Here is a 21,493-nt window from a genome sequence, read left to right as displayed (position 1 = left end):
CGCCCCGCCGGATACCGGCGGGGCGTACCCCCGTGACGGTCGGACCGGTCAGGGCTTCGGCGCGAGGTCGAAGGCGATGATCTGGTCGGGGGTGATGTTCTGCTTGAGCGAGCCCGCGCCCTGGAGGATCGCGATGCTCTTGGCGACCCGGCCGCTGTCCAGCGTGCCGATCTTGGTGCCGGAGTTGCTGGAACGGACGTACCCGGCCATGAGCTGCAACTCGGCCTCGGCAGCGACCGGGTTGCTGGCGTCGACGTTCTTCTTCAGGACGCCGGCCGCCTCCTTCGGGTTCGCCAGGGAGTACTCCAGGCCCTTCATGAGCGCGGCGGTGAACCGCTTGACCATGTCGGGCTTCTCCTTGGCGATCTTGCTGGAGGTGATCAGCACGTTGCCGTAGAGGTCCTGCATCACGTTGCTGTACGGCAGCATGACGGCCTTCTTGCCCTTGGCCACGCCCTCGATCGTCGGCTGGCCGACGACGAACTGGCCGATGCCGTCGACGGAGCCGGCGGCGAGGGTGCCCATCAGGGTCTGCGCCTCGCCGTTGACCCAGGTCACCTTGCTCGCGTCGATGCCGGCCATCCGGGCGTACGTCGGGAAGAGGTTGCGGACCACGGAGCCGGGCGTGTCGGCGAGCTTCTTGCCCTCCAGGTCCTTCGGAGAGGCGATGTTCTTGCCTTCGAGGGTGGCGATGGCGGCCATGGTGCGCTGCTGGATCGCGGCCACCGCCACGAAGTCCTTGGCCTGGCCGTTGCCGAGCTGGAGCAGACCGCCGGTGAGGTCGACCGGGCCGAAGTGGGCCTGGCCGCCGACGATGGTCTGGATGACCCCGCCGGTGCCCTGACCGGGCTTGATCTCGACGTCGAAACCGGCGTCCTTGAAGTAGCCCTTCTCCTTCGCCACCCAGGCGTAGGAGTCACGGCCGAAGTTACCGAACGAAGTGAGGTAGGTCACTTTCTCCAGCGACTTGCTGCCGCCGGAGGAGTCCGAGTCACCGCTGCAACCGGAGACCAGGGCGAGGGCGGTGGCCAGGGTGGCCGCGGCGACCGTGCGGGTCAGCCTGTTCATCTGTGCACCATGTCCTTTCCGACCAGGGGCGATGCGCCTCCGGGCGGGTCGTAAGACCGACGGCGTCGACAGAGGGGGGAGCCGACGCCAGCGTCGTGAGGGGACTTTCGCCGGCACAGCGTACGAGAACAAGCAGCCGGTGTAGCGAGGAGTGTCGGTTGCGGAACGGAAACGAACCGATCTCGCACCCGGGCCAACATTACTGCCTGTAGCGGACTACCCTGATCCGCGTACTGATCGTCCACTCAGGGAGGCCAGCAGCGATGATCCGACTGTCCGATGTGTCGCGCACCTTCGACGGGCGAGCCGGCCGCGTCGAGGCCCTACGGGGCATCGACCTCGACGTGGCCGAGGGCGAGTTCGTCGCAGTGCTCGGCCGCTCAGGCTGCGGAAAGTCCACCCTGCTGCGGATGATCGCCGGGCTGCTGCCGGCCACCGCCGGTCAGATCACCGTCGCCGGCACGCCGGTCACCCGCCCCCGCCGGGACATCGCCATGCTGTTCCAGCGACCCGCGCTGCTGCCCTGGCGGACGGTGCTGGATAATGTCCTGCTCCCCGTGGAGATCTTCGGCTGGAAGCGGTCGAAGTACCGCGAGCGCGCCCGGGACCTGCTCGAACTCGCCGGGCTGGGCGGCTTCGAGAAGCGGCTGCCGCACGAGCTCTCCGGCGGCATGCAGCAGCGGGTGTCGCTGTGCCGGTCGCTGATCGGCGCCCCCCGGGTGATGCTCATGGACGAGCCGTTCTCCGCCCTCGACGCGCTCACCCGCGAGGAGCTCTCCGGAGAGCTCCAGCGGGTGCACATGACCAGCGGGGCCACCGTCGTCTTCGTCACCCACTCGATCGACGAGGCGGTCCTGCTCGCCGACCGGGTGGTCGTGCTCAGCCCCCGCCCCGGCCGCCTCCGCGCGGTGGTCGAGGTGGACATCCCCCGGCCCCGCAGCCTCGGCCGCAACTCCCACCTCGCCGACGTGGCGAGCGTCAGCGCCGAGCTGCACGAACTGCTGATGGAGCGCGACGCGCCCGCGGGGCCCGCCCCGGGGCCCGACACCCGGCGGACCCCCGTCGGCGCCGGCGCGGCGGGGCGCTGACCATGAGGGTGTCCGTCTTCATCGAGCCGCACCGCGGCGCCGGCTACGACGACCAGCTCCGCTTCGCGCGCGCCGTCGAGGCGGGCGGGTTCGAGGGCTTCTTCCGGGCCGACCACTACCAGTCCATGGAGGCCGACCCGGCCCTGCCCGGCCCGACCGACGCCTGGCTCACCCTGGCCGCGCTGGCCCGGGAGACCTCCCGCATCCGGCTCGGCACCCTCGTCTCGGCGGCCACCTTCCGGCTGCCCGGCCCGCTGGCGATCATGGTCGCCCAGGTCGACCAGATGAGCGGCGGCCGGGTCGAGCTGGGGATCGGCGCCGGCTGGTACGAACGCGAGCACACCTCGTACGGCATCCCGTTCCCCCGGGTCGAGGAGCGCTTCGACCGGCTGGCCGAGCAGCTCGAAGTGGTCACCGGACTGTGGCGGACCCCGGTCGGCGCGACGTACGACTTCACCGGTCGGCACTACCGGCTGGTCGACGCGCCCGCGCTGCCCAAGCCGGTGCAGCAGCCCGGCCCGCCGGTGATCGTCGGCGGGCGCGGGCCGAAGCGCACCCCCGAGCTGGCCGCCCGCTTCGCCGACGAGTTCAACCTGCCCTTCAAGAGCGTCGCCCAGACCGCCGCCGCGTACGAGCGGGTGATCGAGGCGTGCGACGTGCACGGCCGCACGCGCTCGGGGCGCGCGCCCCTCGTCCTCTCCGCCGGAATCGTGGTGGCGATCGGCCGCACCGACGCCGAGGCCCGGCGCCGCGCCGCGCCGCTGCTGGTCAAGAGCGCCCTCCCGCCGGAGGACCCGGTGGTCGGCTCGCCCGACCAGCTCGTCGAGCGGATCGGCGAGTTCGCCGCGATCGGCGCGACCCGGGTGCACCTGCGCCTGGTCGACATCGCCGACCTCGATCACCTGGAACTCATCGCCGCCGAGGTGCTGCCGCAGCTCGACCGCCGGGAGGTCACGGGAGGTCACGGCGGGAGCGCGCTGACCCGGAAGGTCATGGTGGGGGCACGCTGACCCGGGGCGCCCATGTCGGGGACACGACGCGCCCGCCCGGTCGACCCGGGCGACGTAACCGCAGGTAGGCGCGTCGCCGCGCCGCGCTGCGCCAAGGTGGCGATCGGGCGCACCGGGCCGTAACGTGCCGGACATGGCCTATCGGACGTGGGGCAAGCTGCTGCTCACCGCGCTCGTGGTGAGCGTGCTGGCCGGCGCCGGTCAGCTCGGCGTCGCGTACGGGTTCGGCATCGTCCGGCTCACCGGCGACTTCACCGACGACACGGTGAACCGGTGGCCGGCCCAGTTGGTCTGGGTGGGCTGGTTCGCGGCGCTCGCCGCCGTGCTCGGCGCGGTGGTGGCCGAGCGGCTCTCCCGCGCCGACGCCCTTGCCCGCACCACCACGGGGCGGCTCGCCGTGGCCGGCGCGGCGGGCCTGGGGGCGACGGTCGTCGCGCCCCTGTCCATGCAGCCGGCCCGGGCCGCCGAGCTGAACGGCGTGGATCCCGTCCTCGCGGTCGGCATCTGCGCGACCCTCGGCGCCGTGGTCGGCGCCCTGGCGGCGCTCGCCGCGCTGCTCCGGCCGCCGGCCGGCTGGAACGTCGCGACGGTCGCCGGCGCGGTCTGGTTCGTCGGCCTGGTCTCGTCCCTGCCGGCCCTGGTGGGCACCGGCCCGCTACCGACCGTACGCCTCGGGGTGTTCGAGCCGGGCTGGCTCGGCGCGGACGCCGCGCAGGGGCTGGCCATGCTGGTCCTGCCGCTGGTGGCCCTGCTCGCCGGGGTGGTCTCGGGCGCGCTGGCCCGCCGGCGCGGCCACCCGCCGCTGCTCGGCGGCGCGGTCGGCGCGGCCGGTCCGGTGCTGGTGGCCTTCGCCTACCTGGCCGCCGGCCCCGGCGACTCCTCCAACCGGTACCAGCTCGCGCCCTACTACGGGGCCCTGATCGCCGTCGTCACCGGCGCGCTCGGCTCCACGGCTGCGGCCCTGCTCCGCTGGCCGCTCGGCACCCACACCGACCCCGAGGCCGACGGGCGGGGCGACGCGGCGATCGAGCCCAGCGAGATCCTCCGCCCGTTGCCGCCCGCGCCGCCCGGCCCGGCGGACGGCGACCGGGCCGCCGCCGGCACCGCCGACCCGGGCTGCACGAACGCCGGGACCGGCGCGGGGCCGGCCCGTCGCGTCCCCGCGACCGTCGGCGCGCCGCTGCCGTCCCGCCCCGCCGCGACGGGCCCCACGCCCGGAGGCACCCCGGCCCACTGGGAGTGGCCGGCCGCCACGGAGGCAGGGCCGCCCCCACCCGGCACCGCCGCCCACCCGGCGGCGCCGGACACCACGGTCGCCCACCCGGCAACCCCCGACAGCACCGCCGCCCACTCCACGGACCCGGAGCCCACCGACCGGGGCACCACCGCGCAGCCGACCGACCCGGATGTCACCGCCGCGCGGCCCGCTGACCCGGACGCCACCGCCGCGCAGCCCGCCGACCTGGACACCACCGCTACACAGCCGACCGACCTGGATGTCGCCGCCACGCCGCCCACCGACCCCCCGGCCACCGACCCGGGCACGACCGCCACGCAGCCGACCGAACCGCAGCCCACCGACCCGGGCGCCACCGCCGCGCAGCCCACCGACGAGGGCGGCGGGGCGGGCGACCCCGTGGCCCCCGGTACGCCCGCCCCGCCGCCCTCGCCCCGCCCCAGCTTGTTCGAGGCACCCTCCGCCGACGACCTGACGCCGCGCCCCCGGCACCGGATGGCCCTGCCCGACCTGGGCCGGTCGCCGGGCTGGGAGGCCCTCGCCGACGCGGGCCGGCGGCCGAGCGGCACGGCGGCCGGCGGGGTCGGCCCGGTCGCCCCCGCCCAGCCCGGCGACCCGGACGGCGACCGCCCCGACGACGAGCCGACGGCAGGCGACCCGACGGCAGGCGACCCGGTGCTTCCCGACGCCGCGCCGGAGGGCCCGGACGCCGGCGGGTCCCGGCTCCGGCGCAGCCTGTTCCGGCGCAACCGCGCCCGGACGGCCGACGACGCCGCCCCGGCGGGCGAGCGGGAGCCGGAGCCGCTGCCCGACCAGGACGAGGAGTACGTCGACTGGGTCACCGGCCTCGCCCGGCCCGCCGCCGACCAGGACACCGCCGGCCGTCACCACCGCGACTGACCGGGGCACCCCCCGGCGGGAGCCGTCCCGCCGCCGACGGTGCAACCCGTCCCGCCGGCCCCGGTCAGGCCAGCGGGAGGTACACCCGGCCGCCGGAGGAGAGGAACTCCTCGGACTTCTCCCGCATGCCGCGCGCCGCGTACTCCTTCAGCTCCTGGGTGATCCGCATGGAGCAGAACTTCGGGCCGCACATCGAGCAGAAGTGCGCGGTCTTCGCCGGCTCGGCCGGCAGGGTCGCGTCGTGGTACGACCGCGCCGTCTCCGGGTCCAGCGAGAGGTTGAACTGGTCGGTCCACCGGAACTCGAACCGGGCCTTCGACAGCGCGTCGTCCCAGTCCTGCGCCCCGGGGTGCCCCTTGGCGAGGTCGGCGGCGTGGGCCGCAATCTTGTACGCGATCACGCCCGCCTTCACGTCGTCGCGGTCCGGTAGCCCGAGGTGCTCCTTCGGGGTGACGTAGCAGAGCATCGCGGTGCCGAACATGCCGATCATCGCCGCGCCGATGGCCGAGGTGATGTGGTCGTACGCGGGCGCGACGTCGGTGGTCAGCGGGCCGAGGGTGTAGAACGGCGCCTCGTGGCACCACTCCTGCTGGAGGTCCACGTTTTCCTTGATCTTGTGCATCGGCACGTGGCCGGGGCCCTCGATCATCACCTGCACGTCGTGCTCCCAGGCCACCTTCGTCAGCTCGCCGAGGGTGCGCAGCTCGGCGAACTGCGCCTCGTCGTTGGCGTCCGCGATGGACCCCGGGCGCAGCCCGTCGCCGAGGGAGAACGTCACGTCGTAGCGCGCGAGGATCTCGCAGAGTTCCCGGAAGTTGGTGTAGAGGAAGTTCTCCTCGTGGTGGGCGAGGCACCAGGCGGCCATGATGGAGCCGCCCCGGGAGACGATCCCGGTGACCCGGTCCACGGCCAGCGGCACGTACGGCAGCAGCACCCCGGCGTGCACCGTCATGTAGTCCACGCCCTGCTCGGCCTGCTCGACCACCGTCTGCCGGAACACCTCCCAGCTCAGCTTGACCGGGTCGCCGCCGACCTTCTCCAGCGCCTGGTAGATCGGCACCGTCCCGATCGGCACCGGCGAGTTGCGCACCACCGCCTCGCGGGTCTCGTGGATCCGCCGGCCCGTGGAGAGGTCCATCACGGTGTCCGCGCCCCACCGGGTGGCCCAGGTCAGCTTCTCCACCTCCTCGGCCACCGACGAGGTGACCGCCGAGGTGCCGATGTTGGCGTTGACCTTCACCAGGAACGCCTTGCCGATGACCGCCGGCTCGCACTCGGGGTGGTTCACGTTGAGCGGCAGCACCGCCCGGCCGGCGGCGATCTCGGCGCGGACCAGCTCCGGGGCCACGTTCTCCCGGATCGCCGCGAACTCCATCTCGGGGGTGACGATCCCGGCCCGGGCGTACGCGAGCTGCGTGGGCCGGCGGCCCTCCGCGCCCGCAAGCGGGGTGCCCCCGCCCCGCACCGGGGCCACGTCGCCGCGCTCGGCGATCCACGGCCCGCGCAGCGGCGGCAGCCCCACCTGCGGGTCCGAGCCCGGCCCGGAGGTGTCGTAGAGCCGGACCGGCGGGTTCTCCCCGCTCAGCTCGACCTCGGCGAACGGCACCCGGATGTCCGGCCGGGTGCCCTCGACGTAGACCTTGCGTCGTGCCTGCATGACAGCCTCCCTGGTGGTGGTCAGGACCAGCCGAAGTGGTCCAGCGGGCCGCGCCCTGCGCCCAGTTCCCAGTGCCGCGCGCCGGTCAGCGCGCGGGTGACGTACTCCTTGGCGGCGGCGACGGCCGCCGGGACCGCGTCGCCCCGGGCGAGCCGGACGACGACCGCCGCCGAGAACGAACAGCCGGTGCCGTGGTCGTTCCGGGTCGCCACCCGGGGCGCGCGCAGCAGCACGGTGGTCCCGTCGCCGTGCAGCACGTCGACCGACTCGCCGTCGGCCTCGACGTCGCCGCCGGTGACCACCACGTACGCCGGGCCGGCGGCGGCGAGGGCCTCGGCGGCGGCGACCATCTCCTCCACCGTGGTCACCGGGCCTCCGGTGAGGGCCTCGGCCTCCGCGCGGTTCGGCGTCACCACCCGCGCGTACGGCAGCAGCCGCTCGACCGCCTCGACCACGCCGAGCCGGTGCCCGCTGGTGGCGACGAGCACCGGGTCGACCACGAGGTGGGGCAGCCGACCCGCCCTCGCCACCTCGGCGACCGCGTCGGCGACGGCCGGGGTGCCGAGCAGCCCGGTCTTCACCGCCCGCACCCGGAAGTCGCCGAGCACGCTGTCGAGCTGCTCGGTGACCACCTGCGGCGGCAGCGGCAGGACGGCGTCCACGCCCCGGGTGTTCTGGGCGGTGACGGCGGTCAGGACGCTGGTGCCGTACGCGCCGAGCGCCGCGAAGACCTTGAGGTCGGCCTGGATGCCGGCTCCCCCGCCGGAGTCGGAGCCGGCGATGGTGAGCACGGTCGTGGGGGTCACCGGTTTGCCCCGCTCACTCGGTCTTCGGGGGTCGCGGTCGGCCGCAGCCCCACGCGGGTGTGCCCGGTCCGCGCTTCCGCGAAGGAGGCTGTCAGGGTGGCGGCCGTTTCGGCGGGGTCGCCGGCGCGCATGATCGCGCCGAGCACCGCCACGCCCACGGCGCCCGCCTCGACGCAGGCGCGCACCTGCTCCGGGGTCTCGACGCCGCCGAGGGCGAGGACCGGAACGGGGCTGACCCGGATCAGGTCGCCCAGTCCCCGTGGCCCGAGGGGCGGGCCGTAGCCGGGCTTCGAGCTGCTCGGGTACACCGGCGAGAGGGTCACGTAGTCCTCCGTGGTCAGCCGCGCCAGCTCCGCCGCGTCGTGGCAGGAGCGGCCGACGAGACCGGGGCGCGGCGGCGGGTACGGGCCGGCCGCCGGGAGGTGCACGGCGCGCCCGCCGAGCGAGTCGGGGCCCGCCACGACCAGGGTGCCGCCGGCCTCGGCGAGGATCGGGCGCAGGTCGGCGGCGAGCGCGGCCCGCTCGGGGCGCGGCAGGTCCTTCTCCCGCAGCACCACCCAGCGCACCCCCCCGGCCACGGCGGCGGCCACCACCCGTGCGAGCGGCCCCCGCGCCGCCCACCGGTCGGTGAGCAGCACCACGCCGGAAGGACGCGTCGTCACAGCTCCGGCCTCCCCTCGTCCGGGGTGGACGCGAGGGCGTGCGAGCGGCGGGGAATGCGGCCGGCGCGGGCCGCGAGGCGACCCGCCTCGACCGCGTACCGCATCGCGCCGGCCATCGCCACCGGGTCGGCGGCCCGGGTCACGGCGCTGGCCAGCAGCACCGCGTCGCAGCCCAGCTCCATCGCGAGGGCCGCGTCGGACGCCGTGCCGATCCCCGCGTCGAGGATCACCGGCACGTCGACGCCCTGCCGGATCAGCCGGATGTGGTGCGGGTTGTTGACGCCCAGGCCGGAGCCGATGGGCGCGCCGGCCGGCATCACCGCGGCGCAGCCGACGTCGGCGAGCCGCCGGGCCAGGACGGGGTCGTCCGACGTGTACGGCAGGACGGTGAACCCCTCCGCGACCAGTTCCTCGGCGGCGCGCAGCAGCTCCACCCCGTCGGGCAGCAGCGTCCGCTCGTCGCCGATCACCTCCAGCTTCACCCAGTCGGTGTCGAACGCCTCCCGGGCCAGGTGGGCCACCTTGACCGCCTCCCCCGCCGTGTAGCAGCCGGCCGTGTTCGGCAGCAGCCGCACCCCGCACCGGTCGAGCAGGTCGAGCAGCCCGCCGGCGGTGCCGGGGGCGGTGTCGACGCGACGCAGCGCGACGGTGACCAGCTCGGTGCCGGACGCCCGGATCGCCTGCTCCAGCGCGTGCAGGCTGGCCGCGCCGCCGGTGCCGAGGATCAGCCGCGACCCGAACGTCACGCCGCCCAGCTCGAACGGGGGGGCACCGTCGGGCATCCCCGGCACCCGTCCCGGCTCGAACGAGGAGTTCTCTGTGGACATCTCGTCACCCGCCCTGCGCGGCGCTGAGCACCTCGACCCGGTCGCCGTCGCGCAGCACCGCCGCCGGCCACCCGCCGCGCGGCACCACCTCGCCGTTGACGGCGACCGCGAGGCCGCGACGCTGACCCGTGACGAGACCCACCAGGTCCGCCACGGTCGCGCCGGTGGGCAGCGTGCGCCCGGTGCCGTTCACGGTCAGTTCCATGGGCGTGTTCCTCTCGTGTCGCGACGGGCGCGATCCGCCCGGATCGGGGGCGGGTCGGGTCAGCCGCAGTGGGCCGCGCGGGCGGTGGCCGCGAAGCGCGCGGGGGTGAAGGGGGCCAGCAGCGGGTCGGCCTCCCCGGTGACGACCAGGTCGGCGACGAGGTCCGCGGTGATCGGGGTGAGCACGATGCCGTGCCGGTGGTGCCCGGTGGCGGCGACGACGCCGGGCCGTCCGGGCAGCGGCCCGATGACGGGGGCGTTGTCGGGGGTGCCGGGGCGCAGCCCGGCGGTCGCCTCCACCAGGTCGTACTCGGCCAGCTCGGGGACCAGGTCGACGGCGGCGCGGAGCAGGCGCAGCACGGCACCGGCGGTGACCTCGGTGTCGGCGCGCTCCTCGACGGTCGCGCCGACCACCACCTCCCCGCCGTCGCGGGGCACCAGGTAGACGGGCTCGCCGTCGGCGTACCCCCGGATCACGTGCCGCAGGCCCGGCGGGCCGCCGCCGGGCGCGCGGAGCCGCAGGATCTGGCCCTTGACCGGCCGCACCGGCAGCCCGGTGAGCGCGGCGGCCCCGCACCCGGCGGCGACGACGGTCACCCTGGCGTCCAGGTCGGACAGCCGGGCGACCGGGCGGGCGACGAGGGTCGCGCCGGCCCGCTCGGCGGCGGTCCGCAGCGCCGCGACCAGCCGTCGCGGGTCGACCTGGTGGTCGCCGGGGGCCACCGCGCCGCCGCGCACCCGGGGGGTGAGCGCCGGCTCGCGCTCGCGCAGCTCCGAGGGTCGCAGCGGGTCGATCGGCAGCCCCAGCTCCCGCTGGTACGACCACAGCCGCCGCGCCTCCGCCAGGTCGTCGCCGGTCAGCCCGACGACGAGGGTGCCGTCGGTGCGGTACCCGATCCCGGTGCCGGCGGCCTCGGCCAGCTCGGCGGCGAACGCGGGCCAGCGGGCGGCGGAGGCGGCGAGCAGGCCGGTCAGCTCCCGCTCGCCGAAGTACGCCTCGGCGACCGGGGCCAGCATCCCGGCGGCGACGTGCGACGCGCCCGACCCGGGGGCGGGGTCGTGCACGGTGACCCGCAGCCCGCGCGCCGCGCACCGCCACGCCACCGCCCACCCGACCGCCCCGCCCCCCACCACCGCCACGTCGGTAAGGAAGGGCCCCCGGTTAACGCTCTCGGTATAGGAAGGGCCCCCCGTCAACACGTCAGCGCCCCGAGCAGCTCGGCCGCAGCCCGGCCCGGGTCGGCGGCCCCGGCCAGCGCCCCGACCACCGCCACCCCGTACGCTCCGGCGGCGCGCAGCGCCGGGACGCCTGCGGCGGTCACCCCGCCGATGGCGATCACCGGCACGTCCACCGCCTCGGCCACCGTGCGCACGCCGGCGGGGCCGATCGGATCCGGCAGCCCGGCCTTGGTCTCCGTGGCGTGGCACGGGCCGACGCCCAGGTAGCTGGCCCCGGCGGCCACCGCCTCGGCGGCCGGACCGGGGGCCCGTGCGGTGGCGCCGAGCACGGCGGCGGGGCCGAGGATCCGGCGGGCCGCCCCGACCGGCAGGTCGTCCGCGCCGACGTGGCCACCCGCCGCGCCGACCGCGAGCGCCACGTGCAGCCGGTCGTTGACCAGGCACGTCGCCCCGTACGGCGCGCAGGCCGAGACCACCAGGCGGGCGAGGTCGTACGCCTCGCGGTCCGTCGCGTCGTCGGTGACCCGGACCTGGACGACCAGCTCGGCGCGGGCCACCGGCAGGACGGCGCGCAGCACGGCGAGCGGGTCGCGCCCCGGCCGGGTGTCGGTGATCAGATGCAGTCGCCCCAGGGGCGGCATGGCAACTCTCCTCCCTGCGCCGGCATTACCCGGATCAGGTTCGACGGTCGGGGGCTCCAGCCCCCCTCTCAGCCCGGTGCACGGGCTCCCGTGGGTTACTTGCCATCACCGTACGACGGATCGGCCGTCCGGCCAAGGGGCAGACGTGTCAGAGAATCGCGTCGAGGGCGTCCAGGTCGGAGTCGCTGGGCTGCCAGCCGCCCGCCTCGGCGTTGGTGCGCACCTGCTCGGGGGTGGTGGCACCGGCGATGACCGAGGTCACCGCAGGCCGGGCGGCCAGCCCGCCGATGGCCACCTGGAGCAGGGTGAGCCCCCGCTCGGCGGCGTACGCCTCGATCGCCTCGATGGTGTCCCAGCTCGCGGCGGCCAGGCGCTCGGCGTACCGGCCGCCGCCGGAGAGCCGGCTGCCGGCCGGCGGCGCCTCGCCACGCCGGTACTTGCCGGTGAGCAGGCCGTTGGCCAGTGGGAAGAACGGCAACATGCCCAGGCCGAACCGCTCGCAGGCCCCGATGACCTCGGCCTCGACGCCCCGCTCCAGCAGGGAGTAGTGGTTCTGCGCGCTGACGAACCGGGTGTGCCCGTTGGACGAGGCGACCCAGTCGGCGTCGGCGATCTGCCAGCCGGTGAAGTTGGAGTTGCCCAGGTAGCGCACCTTCCCGGCGCGGACCAGGTCGTCGAGGGCGGCGAGGGTCTCGTCGATCGGGGTGCCCGGGTCGGGCTCGTGTATCTGGTACAGGTCGATGTGGTCGGTGCCGAGCCGGCGCAGGGACGCCTCCACCGCCCGGGCGATGTAGCGCCGCGACCCCCGGGCGCCGAAGTCCGCCCCGTTCAGCCCGTTCATGTCCATGCCGAACTTGGTGGCCAGCACCACCTCGTCCCGGCGCCCCTTGAGCGCCTGGCCGAGCAGCTCCTCCGAGGCGCCCTGCGGCTCGCCGTAGATGTCGGCGGTGTCGAACAGGGTGATGCCGGCGTCGAGCGCGGCGTCCACCACCGCGCGGGTGCCGTCGAGGTCGAGCTTGCGGCCGAAGTTGTTGCAGCCGACGCCGACCACGGACACCACGAGCCCGGAGTCGCCCAGCCGGCGGTAGGTCATCTCAGTCATTGATCAACCCTATGCCAGGTGTTGGGAAGGGACCCTTCCTCTACCGGAAGCGTTAACGAGGTGCCCCTCCTTACACGTCCCACACCGGCTCGGGGGGCTCGGTCACCTCGCCGTCGACGCCGAAGAGCAGGAACCGGTCGAACGAGCGGGTGAACCAGCGGTCGTGGGTCACCGCGACCACCGTGCCGGAGAACGCCGCCAGCCCGGCCTCCAGCGCCTCCGCGCTGGCCAGGTCGAGGTTGTCGGTGGGCTCGTCGAGCAGCAGCAGCGTCGCCCCGGACAGCTCCAGCAGCAGCACCAGGAAGCGGGCCTGCTGGCCGCCGGAGAGGGTGCCGAACCGCTGGTCGCCCTGCGCGGCCAGCTCGTACCGGCTCAGCGCGGCCATCGCCGCGTGCCGGTCCATCCCGGCCCGGTGGTCGTCGCCGCGCCACAGCACGTCGACCAGCGTCTTCTGCATCAGCTCGGGCCGGTCGTGGGTCTGGGAGAAGTGGCCGGGGCGCACCCGGGCGCCGAGGCGGACCACCCCGTCGTGGGCGACCGGGGCGAGCGCGGCGGCCCCGTCGACCGGGCCGTTGGCCGGGTCCGGGTCGGTGCCGCCCCGGGCCAGCAGCCGCAGGAAGTGCGACTTCCCGGTGCCGTTCGCGCCGAGCACCGCGACCCGGTCGCCGTACCAGACCTCCAGGTCGAAGGGGTAGGTCAGGCCGTCGAGCTCGAGCTGCTCGGCGACGATCGCGCGCTTGCCGGTCCGCCCGCCGGTCAGCCGCATCCGGATGTCCTGGTCCTTCGGGGGTACGGGCGGCGGCCCGGCCTCCTCGAACCTGCGCAGCCGGGTCTGCGCCGACTGGTACCGGGAGGCCATGTCGGAGTTGTACGCGGCCTTCTGCTTGTACATCAGCATCAGCTCGCGCAGCTTCTGGTGCTCCTCGTCCCAGCGCTTGCGCAGCTCGTCGAGGCGGGCGTGGCGGGCCACCCGCGCGTCGTGCCAGCTCGCGAAGCCGCCCGGGTGCACCCACGCGCCGCCGCCCTCCACTGCGACCACCCGGTCGGCCGTCTGCGCCAGCAGCTCCCGGTCGTGCGAGACGTAGAGCACCGACTTGGCGGACTCGCGCAGCCGCGCCTCCAGCCACCGCTTGCCCGGCACGTCGAGGAAGTTGTCCGGCTCGTCGAGCAGCAGCACCTCGTCGGGGCCGCGCAGCAGCAGTTCGAGGGCGAAGCGCTTCTGCTGGCCGCCGGAGAGGGTCCGCACCGGACGTTCCCGGGCGGCGTCCCAGGGCAGGTCGAGCACGATGGTGGCGACGGTGTCGTAGAGCACCTCGGCGTCGTACCCGCCGGCCTCGCCCCAGGCGGCGAGGGCGTCGGCGTACGCGAGCTGGGCCTTGTTCGCGGCGGTGCCGAACTTGCCGCGCACCTCGGCCGCCCGCATGGCCGCCTCGGTCTCGGCGAGCCGGCGACCGGCGTCGCGCAGGGCCGGCGGGGCGAGGGACAGGGCCAGGTCGGCGAGGGTCGAGTCGTCGCCGATCATGCCGATGAACTGGCGCATCACGCCGAGGCCACCGGAGCGGGCGACGGCGCCCGTCTTCACCGGCAGGTCACCGGCGACCATCCGCAGCAGCGTCGTCTTGCCGGCACCGTTCGGCCCGACCAGGGCCACCTTGGCGCCCTCGCCCACCCGGAACGACACGTCGGTGAAGAGCTCCCGGCCGTCGGGGAGGATGTGCCCGACCGCCGCCACGTCCACGTATCCCACGCCGGCATCCTGCCCGAGCCGGGGGGCCGGGCGACACCCGTTTTACCGGGTGACGCGCAGCACCCGGAAGCCCTTCTGGCTGGCGCGCCGCTCGACCTGCCAGCCCTGCTCGACCAGCCAGCGGTGCAGCGAGTCGCCGCCGAGGTGGCGGGCGATCACCAGCCAGGCCACACCGTCCGGGGCGAGCCGGGGCAGCCAGCGCCGCAGCAGCTCGTGCAGGCCCTCCTTGCCGATCCGGATGGGCGGGTTGGACCAGAGCTGGGCGAAGGTCACCTCGGCGGGCACGTCGTCGGGGGCGGCGACCCGGACCCGGTCGGCGGCATCGACCCGCCGCGCGTTGGCGGCGGCGAGCGCGCGGGCCCGCTCGTTGACGTCGACCGCCCAGACGGTGGCCGTCGGGGCGCTGGCGGCGAGCACGCAGGCGATCGGGCCGTAGCCGCACCCCAGGTCGAGCAGGGGGCCGACGGCGTCCGGCGCCGGCAGGTCCGCCTTGCGCAGCAGGACGGCGGTGCCGGGGTCGAGGCGGTCGGCGGAGAAGACCCCCCCGGCCGAGGTCAGCGCGTAGTCGCGCCCGGCGACGGTGAACTCGACCTCCCGGGGGCGGGCGGCGGTTCCGGGTGCAGTGGAGAAGTAGTGGTCGCCGGTCACGCCCGGCATTCTCGCACCGCCGGTCGGCGGGCCGGCCGGTGGTCCGGCGGGGAGGAGAGGCGGGCCGGTGGGCGGAGGCGCGCCACCCGCCGCGTTTTCTCCCCCATTACCCACTAAAGGGACAATGACCACTTAGTGTGGGCAACATGGTGTATCGGTACGAGTCCGATGAGGACGCCTTCGAGGGATACCCGCGACCCGGGTCGGACCTCTCGGTGCCCGGGAGCAGCCCGCCCGCCCGTACCGGGCCCGCCCCGTCCCGCTTCCCCACCCCGTCGCTGCCCCGGACCACCCGGCTCGCGCTGCCCCCGGCCGCTCCCCCGCCGGACCGACCGGCCGCCCCGACGCCGCACCGGGCCCCGCCCGCCTCCACGCCGCCGCAGGCCGCGGCGACCCCGCCCCCCGCGCCGCCCACCACGCCGCCGGACGCGCCCCGGTCCCGCCGGGCCCGCGACACCGGCCGGGGCGGCGGCCGGCTCTGGCAGGTGGTGTTCGGCGGTGCCGCCGTGCTGTCGCTGCTCGCCCTGTGCGGGCTCGGCGGGGCCGCACTGCTGGCCGAGCGGACCTCCGAGCCGGAGGCCGCGCCGAGCCGGCCGGCCGCAGCCGGTCCGTCGCCGTCGGCCACCGGGCGGCAGGACATCGACTCCCGGGACACCGACCCCGCGCCGCTCACCGTCAGGGAGGTCTTCCCCGGGCGGAAGGTCGTCCCCGACGACGGCGAGGAGCCGTACCCGGTGCTCAGGACCCAGTCCAGCGGCAGTTGCGCGGTGGCCGCCACCGGCGAGGTGGCCGACCTGCTCGTCGGGCTCGGCTGCAACCAGGTGGTCCGGGCGACCCTGCGCTCCCCCGACGAGGAGTACCTGCTCACCGCCGGTCTGTTCAACCTGACCGACGTCGCGACCGCGCAGCGCGTCCGGGACCGCCTGCGGGAGCTGCTCGACGAGCGGCAGGGCCGGCTGCGCGGAATGCCCGCCGGGGACGGCACGCGGGCGCTGACCGCCGCCTCGTCCCGCGTCGGCTGGCAGGTGCGGGGCCACTACCTCGCGTACTGCGTGGTCGTCCGCGAGGACGGCGAGCCCGTCAAGGCCACCGACTCGGCGGTACGCGGGGTCCTGTTCGACCTGATCGAGCAGCACCTGACCAGGGGGGTCCTGGAGCGCAGGGCGACCGGCGGCACGGCCGGCCAGCCCACGGCCGGCCCCGACGAGGCCGAGACCGACGACTGAGCCCGCTCCGGCCGGTCGGCCCGCGACCGGATCAGCCCTCGGTGGGGACGCGCAGGCGGCGGGTGAGATCGGCGCGGCGGGCGTACTCGGCGGGGTCGTCCGGGTAGCCGACCGCGACCAGGGTGAGCCCGTGCGCCGCCGCCACCGTCACCTCGCTGGACCGCTCGCGCCGGGTCAGCAGGCCCGCCGGCCACTGCACGGGACGCCGTCCGTCGCCGGCCACCAGCATCGCCCCGACGAGGCTGCGCACCATCGCCTGGCAGAAGGCGTCGGCCTGGACGGTGGCGACCAGCAGGCCGTCGGGGTCGCGCCGCCACTCCAGCCGGGTCACCTCCCGCAGCGTGGTGGCGTTCTCCTTGCGCCGGCAGTACGCGGCGAAGTCGTGCTCCCCCACCAGCCCGGCCGCGGCGGCGTTGAGCAGGTCCAGGTCGAGCGGCCTCGGCCAGGCCAGCACCTCGTGCCGGCGCAGCGGCTCCGCGCCGAAGGGCGCGTCGGTCACCCGGTACTCGTAGCGGCGGAAGGTGGCCGAGAAGCGGGCGTCGAAGTCGGCCGGCACCTCGGTCGTCGCCCGCACCCGCACGTCGGTGGGGAGCAGCCGGGCCAGCCGGCGCAGCAGCCGCCCGTCGTGCTCCCGCCACACCGGCGTGGGCAGGTCGAGGTGGCAGACCTGCCCGGTGGCGTGCACCCCGGCGTCCGTCCGCCCGGCCACGGTCAGTCCGGTCGCCACGCCCGCGCCGAGGACCAGGTCGAGGGCCTCGGTGAGCACGCCGGCCACCGTCCGCCGGGTCGGCTGGGCCGCCCAGCCGGAGAAGCCCGTGCCGTCGTACGCGACGTCCAGCCGCAGCCGGGTCCGCTCGTCCACCCGTACCTCCGCCTCATGGGTCGGGCCCGGCACCCCGTGTGGGATGCCGGGCCCGACGATGCCCTGGATCAGGCCTTGCCTTCCTCGGTGGACAGGTCGCTGTCCTCGCGGGCGGCGTCGGTGTCGCCGGACGCCGACACCGGCGGCTCGGCGTCCTGGTCCCGGTCGGCCGCGGCCGACTCGCGCGGCTCCTCGGCCGGGGCGAGCGCCTCGACCTTGTCCTGCTGCGCGGCCTTGCGGGCCTCGGTCTTCCGGTTCACCTTCGGCGCGGCGGCCTCCAGCTCCTCGACCAGCTCGATGATCGCCATCGGGGCGTTGTCACCCTTGCGCGGGCCGGCCTTCACGATCCGGGTGTAACCACCGTTGCGGGTGGCGTACCGGGGCGCGATCTGGTCGAACAGGGTGTAGACCACGTCCTTGTCCTTGACGACGCCCAGCACCCGCCGGCGGGAGGCGAGGTCGCCCCGCTTGGCCTTGGTGATGAGCTGCTCGGCCAGCGGACGCAGCCGCCGGGCCTTCGTCTCGGTGGTCTTGATCTTGCCGTGCTGGAACAGCGCGGTGGCCAGGTTGGCCAGCATCAGCCGCTCGTGCGCGGGGCTGCCGCCGAGGCGGGGGCCCTTGGTGGGCGTGGGCATGCTTGGTGCTCCTCAGGTGTGGCGGCAGCGGGGACTAGAGCTGCTCGGTCTCGCGGTAGTCGTCCGTGTCGTAGTCGGCCTCACCGAAGGCGTCCACGACGTGCGCCGGGTCGAAGTTCGGGGCCGAGTCCTTCAGCCCCAGACCCATCCCGGCCAGCTTCATCTTGACCTCGTCGATCGACTTCTGCCCGAAGTTGCGGATGTCGAGGAGGTCGGCCTCGGTGCGCCCGATCAGCTCGCCGACGGAGTTGATGCCCTCGCGCTTGAGGCAGTTGTAGGAGCGGACGGTCAGGTCCAGCTCCTCGATCGGCAGGGCCAGGTCCGCCGCGAGCTGGGCGTCCTGCGGGGACGGCCCGATGTCGATGCCCTCGGCGGTCTCGTCCAGCTCCCGGGCCAGCCCGAAGAGCTCCACCAGCGTCGAACCGGCGGAGGCCAGCGCGGTGCGCGGGCCCATCGACGGCTTGGTCTCGACGTCGATGATCAGCCGGTCGAAGTCGGTCCGCTGCTCGACCCGGGTCGCCTCGACGCGGTACGTCACCTTCAGGACGGGCGAGTAGATCGAGTCGACCGGAATCCGGCCGATCTCGGCGCCGCCCTGCTTGTTCTGCGCCGCGGTCACGTAGCCGCGACCCCGCTCGACGGTCAGCTCCATGTCGAGCCGGCCCTTGCCGTTGAGGGTGGCGAGCTTCAGGTCCGGGTTGTGCACCGAGACGCCGGCCGGGGGCTGGATGTCGCCCGCCGTCACGTCGCCAGGGCCCTGCTTGCGCAGGTACATGCTGACCGGCTCGTCGTGCTCGGAGCTGACGCACAGCTCCTTGATGTTCATGACGAGCTCGACCACGTCCTCCTTGACCCCGGGGATGGTGGTGAACTCGTGCAGCACGCCGTCGATCTTGATGGAGGTGACCGCCGCACCCGGGATCGACGACAGCAGCGTGCGCCGCAGCGAGTTGCCCAGGGTGTAGCCGAAGCCCGGCTCCAGCGGCTCGATGGTGAACCGGGACCGGGTCTCGTTGAGCGACTCTTCGGACAGAGACGGTCGCTGGCTGATGAGCATGTCTTCTCTTCTCTTCCGGGACGCCCGCTATTTGACGTCCACCACACAAACTGTTCCGGTGGCCCGCCCCGCAGGGCGGACCACCGCAACGAGCCCGACTACTTGGAGTAGAGCTCGACGATCAGCTGCTCCTGGACCTGGGTGTCGATCACCTGGCGGGCCGGGAGCGAGTGCACGAGAACCTTCATCTGGCTCGGGATGGCCTCCAGCCACGCCGGGACAGACTTCGAGCCGGCCTGAGCCTGCGCCACGATGAACGGGGTGAGCTCCTTGCTCTTGCCCCGCACCTCGATGATGTCGTGCTCCTTGACGCGGTACGACGGGATGTCGACCTTCTTGCCGTTCACCGTGAAGTGACCGTGCTTGACCAGCTGGCGGGCCATGTCCCGCGACTGGGCGAAGCCGGCCCGGTAGACCACGTTGTCGATCCGCGACTCGAGGATCTGCAGGAGGACCTCACCGGTCTTGGCCTGCTTGGCCACGGCCTCCTCGTAGTAGCCGCGGAACTGCTTCTCCAGCACGCCGTACACGCGGCGGGCCTTCTGCTTCTCGCGGAGCTGGAGCAGGTACTCCGTCTCCTTCGTGCGGCCGCGGCCGTGCTGCCCGGGCGGGAACGGCCGGGACTCGAACGGGCACTTCGGGCCATCGCACTTGCTGCCCTTGAGGAACAGCTTCATCTTCTCCCGCCGGCAACGGCGGCAGTCAGCACCGGTGTAACGAGCCATCTCTCTCTAACCTCTCAGACCCGGCGACGCTTCGGCGGACGGCACCCGTTGTGCGGCTGCGGGGTCACGTCGGAGATCTGACCGACCTCCAGGCCCACGGCCTGCAGCGAACGGATGGCGGTCTCCCGGCCGGAGCCGGGGCCCTTGACGAACACGTCGACCTTGCGCATGCCGTGCTCCATCGCCCGGCGCGCGGCGGCCTCGGCGGCGAGCTGCGCGGCGAACGGGGTCGACTTGCGGGAGCCCTTGAAGCCCACCTGGCCGGCGGAGGCCCAGGAGATGACCGCACCGGTCGGGTCCGTGATGGACACGATGGTGTTGTTGAAGGTGCTCTTGATGTGCGCCTGCCCGTGGGCGACGTTCTTGCGTTCCTTGCGCCGGACCTTCTTGACGGCGGCTCCGGCACGAGCCTTCGGTGGCATAAGTCTGTGCGCTCCTAGTTGACTTTCCGGAACGGGTTGCGGCCTGCCCTGTCTCGGGCGAGGCCGGCCCCGTCATCCGGTTAAGAACTACTTCTTGCCGGGCTTCTTCTTGCCGGCGACGGTCCGCTTCGGGCCCTTGCGGGTGCGGGCGTTGGTCCGCGTCCGCTGGCCGCGCACGGGCAGGCCCCGGCGGTGCCGGATACCCGCGTAGCAGCCGATCTCGACCTTGCGGCGGATGTCAGCGGCGACCTCGCGGCGCAGGTCGCCTTCAACCTTGTAGTTGCCCTCGATGTGGTCGCGGAGCTGGACCAGCTCCTCGTCCGTGAGGTCCCGAGCGCGCTTGTCCGGCGAGATGCCGGTGGCGGCGAGCGTCTCCAGGGCGCGGGTGCGGCCGACGCCGAAGATGTAGGTGAGCGCGATCTCCATCCGCTTCTCGCGGGGGAGGTCCACGCCGACTAGACGAGCCATGTGCGGGCGTACTCCTTGTGGTGTTCTGGCGGAGGTCTGCACCCGCCCCACCCCGCTCCGGTCGCGTCCGGCGCCGTGGCGCCGGGAGGTGCGACCGCTGCCCGAGCGGGCCCCGGCCTCCGACCGGGGGTCAACCACGAAGTGGTACGCGCTACGCGCACCCGCCGCGGCTGGGACGAGCTGATGATGTTGGCTGGATCTGCGACGCCGGGACCGGTTCGACCGGCCGTGGATCACGGTCGGTCGAACTGGATCAGCCCTGGCGCTGCTTGTGGCGCGGGTCGCTGCAGATGACCAGCACCCGGCCGTGCCGGCGGATCACCTGGCACTTGTTGCAGATCCTCTTGACGCTCGGCTTGACCTTCACGGTTGCCTTACTTCCCATCTGGCCCGGAGGCGCGACTCGCGCGTCGCCGGACGTCGAGGACGGACACGGGACTATCCGGGCCGTCGTCAGGTTCGCTTACTTGTAGCGGTAGACGATGCGCCCGCGGGTCAGGTCGTACGGCGAAAGTTCGACGACGACACGGTCCTCCGGCAGGATGCGGATGTAGTGCTGCCGCATCTTGCCGCTGATGTGAGCCAGCACCTTGTGACCGTTTGCGAGCTCCACGCGGAACATGGCGTTCGGCAGGGGCTCGATGACTCGACCCTCGATCTCGATGGCTCCGTCTTTTTTCGGCATGTCCTCCGCTGTCCTGACTTCGGTTACTCCGGATGGCCCACAACGTCTTACACGGGCCCCGTACGGGTGCCCGAGCCAGCCGCGGCTCCGGCCCCACCGAAGCGCAGGGTGGGCATGCCGGAGTGGACGCTGTGCGCCGATCAGAAAGTGTACGCCCGCCTGCGGGCAGTCGCCAAACCGGCCACCCGTTCCGCCGGCCGGAGGTCGCCGCGCGGGCCACCGGGTGACGCTCGTCACCGGCCGGGAGGGCGGTCGGGCCGCGCCGGCGGGCCGGAAGTGACGCGGTCGACACGCCGTCGACGGCCGTCGCCTCCGCGGAATCCGGTCGGGCGCTCCGAGACGCGGCGTCCCGGCGGGGCCGGTCAGGCGCTCGGGGACGCGGCGGGCTGGCGGGCGGTGACGAGGTCACCGAGCCGCTCCCGGCCTCCGTCGAACGCGGTCAGCACCCAGACCCCGTCGGGCAGCAGCGCCATCGAGTGCTCCACGTGCACGGCCCTGGAGCCGTCCCGGGTCACCACCGTCCAGCCGTCGGCCAGCTCGACCGTGCGCGGCGAGCCCATCGTGATCATCGGCTCGATGGCCAGCGCCAGGCCCGGCACCAGCCGGGGGCCCTTGCCCGGCCGGCCGTGGTTGAGCA

Annotated in this window: 22 protein-coding genes, 2 pseudogenes and 1 riboswitch; of the genes and pseudogenes, 4 read left to right on the top strand and 20 right to left on the bottom strand. The window is 74.4% G+C overall.

Annotated elements, in window-relative coordinates:
• Positions 1 to 48: 48 nt before the first annotated feature.
• Positions 49 to 1,068, bottom strand: coding sequence for an ABC transporter substrate-binding protein (locus LPU43_RS12800; RefSeq protein ID WP_229400591.1), 1,020 nt, complete (start codon positions 1,066 to 1,068; stop codon positions 49 to 51).
• A 263-nt stretch (positions 1,069 to 1,331) separates the two neighbouring features.
• Here LPU43_RS12800 and LPU43_RS12795 point away from each other — a divergent pair, with 263 nt between their 5' ends.
• The 3 genes from LPU43_RS12795 to LPU43_RS12785 all read left to right on the top strand — a co-directional run bounded on the left by LPU43_RS12795 (position 1,332) and on the right by LPU43_RS12785 (position 5,303).
• Positions 1,332 to 2,156, top strand: coding sequence for an ABC transporter ATP-binding protein (locus tag LPU43_RS12795; RefSeq protein ID WP_229400590.1), 825 nt, complete (start codon positions 1,332 to 1,334; stop codon positions 2,154 to 2,156).
• Positions 2,157 to 2,158: 2 nt separating this feature from the next.
• Positions 2,159 to 3,166: an LLM class F420-dependent oxidoreductase gene (locus LPU43_RS12790; RefSeq protein WP_229400588.1), complete on the top strand. Its 1,008-nt coding sequence runs from the start codon at positions 2,159 to 2,161 to the stop codon at positions 3,164 to 3,166.
• A gap of 133 nt (positions 3,167 to 3,299) precedes the next feature.
• Entirely contained in the window at positions 3,300 to 5,303 is a 2,004-nt protein-coding gene (locus LPU43_RS12785) for a hypothetical protein (RefSeq protein ID WP_229400586.1), read from the top strand.
• 64 nt (positions 5,304 to 5,367) lie between these two features.
• Here the strand turns inward: LPU43_RS12785 and thiC are convergent, their stop codons facing one another.
• From thiC to LPU43_RS12735, 10 genes and pseudogenes are all read right to left on the bottom strand, one after another.
• Entirely contained in the window at positions 5,368 to 6,960 is a 1,593-nt protein-coding gene (gene thiC, locus LPU43_RS12780; RefSeq protein WP_229400584.1) for a phosphomethylpyrimidine synthase ThiC, read from the bottom strand.
• A gap of 20 nt (positions 6,961 to 6,980) precedes the next feature.
• Positions 6,981 to 7,766 carry a bifunctional hydroxymethylpyrimidine kinase/phosphomethylpyrimidine kinase gene (gene thiD, locus LPU43_RS12775; protein ID WP_229400582.1) on the bottom strand — a complete coding sequence of 262 codons (786 nt, stop codon included), beginning with the start codon at positions 7,764 to 7,766 and terminating at the stop codon, positions 6,981 to 6,983.
• Positions 7,763 to 8,428 (bottom strand): thiamine phosphate synthase, encoded by a 666-nt coding sequence (locus LPU43_RS12770; protein ID WP_229400578.1) that lies wholly within the window; start codon positions 8,426 to 8,428, stop codon positions 7,763 to 7,765. Before LPU43_RS12770 ends, thiD begins: the two co-directional genes overlap by 4 nt.
• A complete protein-coding gene (locus LPU43_RS12765) occupies positions 8,425 to 9,210 on the bottom strand; it encodes a thiazole synthase (RefSeq protein WP_229400759.1) in 786 nt (261 codons plus the stop codon). The genes LPU43_RS12770 and LPU43_RS12765 overlap by 4 nt, the downstream gene beginning before the upstream one ends.
• 49 nt (positions 9,211 to 9,259) lie before the next feature.
• Entirely contained in the window at positions 9,260 to 9,460 is a 201-nt protein-coding gene (thiS, locus tag LPU43_RS12760) for a sulfur carrier protein ThiS (protein ID WP_229400577.1), read from the bottom strand.
• 25 nt (positions 9,461 to 9,485) lie between these two features.
• Positions 9,486 to 10,656: pseudogene (gene thiO / locus LPU43_RS12755) on the bottom strand (glycine oxidase ThiO); the annotation flags it as partial.
• Positions 10,653 to 11,279 (bottom strand): thiamine phosphate synthase, encoded by a 627-nt coding sequence (locus LPU43_RS12750; RefSeq protein ID WP_229400570.1) that lies wholly within the window; start codon positions 11,277 to 11,279, stop codon positions 10,653 to 10,655. The pseudogene thiO and the gene LPU43_RS12750, both read right to left, overlap by 4 nt.
• A riboswitch (TPP riboswitch) is annotated at positions 11,274 to 11,381 on the bottom strand. It overlaps the preceding gene by 6 nt.
• Positions 11,382 to 11,427: 46 nt before the next feature.
• A complete protein-coding gene (locus LPU43_RS12745; RefSeq protein ID WP_373321706.1) occupies positions 11,428 to 12,372 on the bottom strand; it encodes an aldo/keto reductase in 945 nt (314 codons plus the stop codon).
• Between the two features lie 79 nt (positions 12,373 to 12,451).
• On the bottom strand, positions 12,452 to 14,128 hold the full coding sequence (locus tag LPU43_RS12740; protein WP_229400566.1) for an ABC-F family ATP-binding cassette domain-containing protein: 1,677 nt from the start codon (positions 14,126 to 14,128) through the stop codon (positions 12,452 to 12,454).
• 42 nt (positions 14,129 to 14,170) lie between these two features.
• On the bottom strand, positions 14,171 to 14,776 hold the full coding sequence (locus tag LPU43_RS12735) for a class I SAM-dependent methyltransferase (RefSeq protein WP_229400564.1): 606 nt from the start codon (positions 14,774 to 14,776) through the stop codon (positions 14,171 to 14,173).
• Between the two features lie 146 nt (positions 14,777 to 14,922).
• Here LPU43_RS12735 and LPU43_RS12730 point away from each other — a divergent pair, with 146 nt between their 5' ends.
• A complete protein-coding gene (locus tag LPU43_RS12730; protein WP_305074068.1) occupies positions 14,923 to 16,002 on the top strand; it encodes a hypothetical protein in 1,080 nt (359 codons plus the stop codon).
• 31 nt (positions 16,003 to 16,033) lie between these two features.
• On the opposite strand, the gene truA is transcribed toward LPU43_RS12730, so the two are convergent.
• The 9 genes and pseudogenes from truA to LPU43_RS12685 form a co-directional block, all read right to left on the bottom strand.
• Positions 16,034 to 16,864 carry a tRNA pseudouridine(38-40) synthase TruA gene (gene truA / locus LPU43_RS12725; RefSeq protein ID WP_229400562.1) on the bottom strand — a complete coding sequence of 277 codons (831 nt, stop codon included), beginning with the start codon at positions 16,862 to 16,864 and terminating at the stop codon, positions 16,034 to 16,036.
• Positions 16,865 to 16,932: 68 nt separating this feature from the next.
• The gene (gene rplQ, locus LPU43_RS12720; protein WP_229400560.1) at positions 16,933 to 17,499 is read right to left on the bottom strand and encodes a 50S ribosomal protein L17; all 567 of its coding nucleotides are present in this window, start codon (positions 17,497 to 17,499) and stop codon (positions 16,933 to 16,935) included.
• A 34-nt stretch (positions 17,500 to 17,533) separates the two neighbouring features.
• Entirely contained in the window at positions 17,534 to 18,556 is a 1,023-nt protein-coding gene (locus tag LPU43_RS12715) for a DNA-directed RNA polymerase subunit alpha (protein ID WP_229400559.1), read from the bottom strand.
• A gap of 98 nt (positions 18,557 to 18,654) precedes the next feature.
• Positions 18,655 to 19,281 carry a 30S ribosomal protein S4 gene (rpsD, locus tag LPU43_RS12710; protein ID WP_229400558.1) on the bottom strand — a complete coding sequence of 209 codons (627 nt, stop codon included), beginning with the start codon at positions 19,279 to 19,281 and terminating at the stop codon, positions 18,655 to 18,657.
• Positions 19,282 to 19,295: 14 nt separating this feature from the next.
• Positions 19,296 to 19,703: a 30S ribosomal protein S11 gene (gene rpsK / locus LPU43_RS12705; protein WP_007073011.1), complete on the bottom strand. Its 408-nt coding sequence runs from the start codon at positions 19,701 to 19,703 to the stop codon at positions 19,296 to 19,298.
• A gap of 87 nt (positions 19,704 to 19,790) precedes the next feature.
• Positions 19,791 to 20,171, bottom strand: a complete 381-nt coding sequence (rpsM, locus tag LPU43_RS12700; protein WP_043965541.1) for a 30S ribosomal protein S13 — start codon at positions 20,169 to 20,171, stop codon at positions 19,791 to 19,793.
• Positions 20,172 to 20,424: 253 nt separating this feature from the next.
• Positions 20,425 to 20,538, bottom strand: a complete 114-nt coding sequence (gene rpmJ, locus LPU43_RS12695; RefSeq protein WP_229400556.1) for a 50S ribosomal protein L36 — start codon at positions 20,536 to 20,538, stop codon at positions 20,425 to 20,427.
• A 96-nt stretch (positions 20,539 to 20,634) separates the two neighbouring features.
• Positions 20,635 to 20,856 carry a translation initiation factor IF-1 gene (gene infA, locus LPU43_RS12690; protein ID WP_007073013.1) on the bottom strand — a complete coding sequence of 74 codons (222 nt, stop codon included), beginning with the start codon at positions 20,854 to 20,856 and terminating at the stop codon, positions 20,635 to 20,637.
• A gap of 362 nt (positions 20,857 to 21,218) precedes the next feature.
• Positions 21,219 to 21,493 (bottom strand): annotated as a pseudogene (locus LPU43_RS12685) (type I methionyl aminopeptidase); the annotation flags it as partial.

This window comes from Micromonospora okii (assembly GCF_020884795.1).
Classification (GTDB): domain Bacteria; phylum Actinomycetota; class Actinomycetes; order Mycobacteriales; family Micromonosporaceae; genus Micromonospora; species Micromonospora okii.
This window is presented reverse-complemented; position numbering and strand designations above follow the sequence as displayed.